The 2176-nt window shown below is 43.8% G+C and carries 2 protein-coding genes and 1 pseudogene; 1 reads left to right on the top strand and 2 read right to left on the bottom strand.

What is annotated here, in order from left to right; all coding sequences use genetic code 11:
• Window positions 1-34: 34 nt before the first annotated feature.
• On the top strand, window positions 35-1162 hold the full coding sequence (locus tag PX636_RS11470; protein ID WP_353853473.1) for an aldo/keto reductase: 1128 nt from the start codon (window positions 35-37) through the stop codon (window positions 1160-1162).
• Here the strand turns inward: PX636_RS11470 and cobO are convergent.
• Window positions 1159-1764, bottom strand: a complete 606-nt coding sequence (gene cobO / locus PX636_RS11465; RefSeq protein WP_002797868.1) for a cob(I)yrinic acid a,c-diamide adenosyltransferase — start codon at window positions 1762-1764, stop codon at window positions 1159-1161. The genes PX636_RS11470 and cobO overlap by 4 nt on opposite strands.
• Window positions 1765-1838: 74 nt before the next feature.
• A pseudogene (locus PX636_RS11460) lies at window positions 1839-2176 on the bottom strand (Uma2 family endonuclease); the annotation flags it as partial.

The raw sequence follows: 2176 nt of genomic DNA, 5'->3' as shown, positions 1-2176 counted from the left end.
TGGGTAATTAATTTTGCATGACTACTTAAGGCAGGTGCGAAAAATCCTTCGGGAAAGAAGCAGAAACCTAAATCGTGAGGTTTGGGAATCACCGTCCGTTTACGGCGGTGAGGATGTCAACAATAAATCTCTGGAAGTGGGGATTAATCACATCGAAACCGCTAGGGGTTACGGCACTTCGGAGATGCAATTAGGCAAAATTTTGCCGCAACTACCGAGGGACAAGATTATCGTGCAGACGAAAGTTTCTCCTAGTCAAGATGTGCGGGAATTTCGCCGTAAATTTGAGCAATCCAGGCAATTTTTACGGTTAGATTATGTGGATTTGTTGGGCATCCATGGCATCAACACCGAGGAAATTCTCGATGACACTATGGCCGAGGGCGGTTGTTGGCAAGAGGCGAAAAAATTACAGCAACAGGGAAAAGTTCGTTTTATCGGTTTCTCGACCCATGCACCAACTGATGTAATTGTCAAGATTATTGCAACAAATTGTTACGATTACCTCAATCTGCACTGGTACTATATTTTTCAGAATAACTGGCCAGCCATAGAAGCGGCAAAACAGCACGATATGGGGGTTTTTATCATTAGTCCCTCCGATAAGGGCGGCCATCTCTACAATCCTCCCCCTAAGCTCGTGGCTCTCTGTTTTCCTCTCAGTCCGATGGTTTTTAATAATCTATTCTGTCTCAGTCATCCGACCGTCCATACCCTGAGTATCGGTGCTGCGCGAGCCAGAGATTTTGATGAACACCTGAAAACTTTACCTTTACTCGATCGAGCCGAGGAGATTTTACCGCCAATTATCGAGAGATTGCAAGGGGAAATGATCAACTGTTTAGGCGATAATTGGGTGAAAACTTGGTCTGTGGGTTTACCTAGCTGGGAAAATACCCCCAATCACATCAATATTCGTTCCATCCTCTGGTTACGCAATCTCGCTATCGCCTACGATATGATCGACTTTGCCAAGGCCAGATACAATCTCTTGGGGAATGGGGGTCACTGGTTCCCCGGTCAACAGGCAAAAGAGGTGGAAAAACTCGATTTAACTGCCTGTTTAGCCGCTAGTCCCCACGCTGATCAAATTCCCTATCTTCTCGCCGAAACTCATCGATTATTGTCGGGAGAGACCGTACAACGCTTAAGCAGTAGTTAAAATTCGATGCCGGGTTGCGCTTTTACTCCCTGTTGACGAAAGGGATGTTTAATTAACTTCATTTCCGTGACTAAATCCGCTATCTCGATTAATTCGGGTAAAGCTCCTCTACCAGTGAGAATAACGTGAGAATTAGCGGGTTTTCGGGCTAAACCAGCGATAATTTCCTGAATATCCAGATAGCCGAATTTAAGGGCGATATTGATCTCATCGAGTAAAATTAACTTATATTGGGGATTTTCGAGAAAAGTTAGGGCTTTTTGCCATGCTTCTTGGGCTTTCTCTATATCTCTTTCTCTATCTTGAGTTTCCCAGGTGAAACCTTCCCCCATAGCATAAAACTCGATTTGTTCCCCCCAAACACTAAAAATCTTTTGTTCGGCAGGTTCCCAAGCACCTTTGATAAATTGTACCACCGCCACTTTGTAACCATGACCGAGGGAACGTAAAACCATACCGAGGGCTGCCGTGGTTTTTCCCTTACCATCCCCGGTATTAACGATAATTAAACCTTTTTCAGCAATTTTTTCGGCTAAACGTTCCTCTTGGATGACCTTGCGGCGCTGCATTTTTTCTTTGTATTGTTCGGGAGTGAGTTGCATTCGGGTCTGTCCAGTCAAATCAAGATAATTGTAACTCAAGGGGTTATTGATGGCCGTTTGCAGATTTTAACCGGCTAAATTGTCTGGGGATTGATGCCTAATTCTCGTAATTTTGCCGCTAATCTTTCCTTAGCTTGTCGTTCTTGTTCTTTTTCTAAAAGAGCCTGTTCTTTTGCCTGTCGTTCTTGTTCCTTTTCTAAAAGAATCTGTTCCTTTGCTTGTCTTTGCTGTAATTCAGCTTCTTGGGGAGTGGGAACCAGTTGACCATCGACGGTAAAATAACGCAGTTTCCGGTCAAATATGCCTAAATATAATCCTAACTCTTCACTCCAGAGATAACCCTGCTCATTGGCAGAAATAGCTTGATATTGTCCCTCAATTAGTCTAAATCCCTGCCATTCTAAGGTATTAG

The organism is Microcystis sp. M53598_WE2, assembly GCF_030067735.1.
Classification (GTDB): domain Bacteria; phylum Cyanobacteriota; class Cyanobacteriia; order Cyanobacteriales; family Microcystaceae; genus Microcystis; species Microcystis aeruginosa.
Note: the sequence above shows the minus strand (reverse complement) of the source record. Positions and strands in the feature narration are given on the sequence as shown.

Bases quoted from the DNA above. Each gene is read 5' to 3' on its own strand.
- cobO (WP_002797868.1), bottom strand. From the start codon at position 1,764: ATGCAACTCACTCCCGAACAATACAAAGAAAAAATGCAGCGCCGCAAG.